Annotated in this window: 2 protein-coding genes; both read left to right on the top strand. The window is 63.3% G+C overall.

Annotated elements, in window-relative coordinates:
- Positions 1 to 613: sn-glycerol-3-phosphate ABC transporter permease UgpE (ugpE, locus tag ACXJKR_RS33605; RefSeq protein WP_457326553.1), on the top strand; the 613-nt coding region annotated here is incomplete at its 5' end.
- Positions 614 to 916: ATP-binding cassette domain-containing protein (locus tag ACXJKR_RS33600; RefSeq protein WP_457326552.1), on the top strand; the 303-nt coding region annotated here is incomplete at its 3' end.

Below are 916 nucleotides of genomic sequence, written 5' to 3'. Positions count from 1 at the left end.
GGTGAGCTTCGTGACGGCCATGGTGATTGCCGTCGGCAAGATCGCCATCTCGCTGCTGTCGGCCTTTGCCATCGTCTACTTCCGCTTCCCGCTGCGCCAGCTGTTCTTCTGGGCCATCTTCGTGACGCTGATGCTGCCGGTGGAAGTGCGCATCGGGCCCACCTACCAGGTGGTGGCCGACCTGCACATGCTCAACAGCTATGCCGGCCTGACCGTGCCGCTGATTGCGTCGGCCACGGCCACCTTTTTGTTCCGCCAGTTTTTCCTGACGGTGCCCGACGAGTTGGTGGAAGCCTCGCGCATCGACGGCGCCTCGCCGCTGCGCTTCTTCAAGGACGTGCTGCTGCCGCTGTCCACCACCAGCATCGCCGCCCTCTTCGTCATCCAGTTCATCTACGGCTGGAACCAGTACCTCTGGCCGCTGCTGGTGACCACCGACGAGTCCATGTACCCCGTGGTCATCGGCATCAAACGCATGATCAGCGGCGGCGAGGCGGCCAACGACTGGAACCTCGTCATGGCCACGGCCCTGCTCGCCATGATCCCGCCCGCGCTGGTCGTGATCCTGATGCAGCGCTGGTTCGTTAAAGGTTTGGTAGATACAGAGAAATAAATGGCTGCCATCTCCATCCGCAAACTCTTCAAACGCTATGGCCACGGCGCCAAGGCGGTGCAGGTCATCCACGGCGTGGATGCCGAGGTCCACGACGGCGAGTTCGTCGTCATCGTCGGCCCCTCGGGCTGCGGCAAGTCCACGCTGCTGCGCATGGTGGCGGGGTTGGAGGAGGTCAGCGAGGGCGAGATCGCCATCGGCTCTCGGGTCGTCAACAACGTCGAGCCGGCGGACCGTGACATCGCCATGGTGTTCCAGAACTACGCCCTCTACCCGCACATGAGCGTCGGCCAGAACATGGCC

This window comes from Roseateles sp. P5_E11, assembly GCF_054049355.1.
This window is presented reverse-complemented; position numbering and strand designations above follow the sequence as displayed.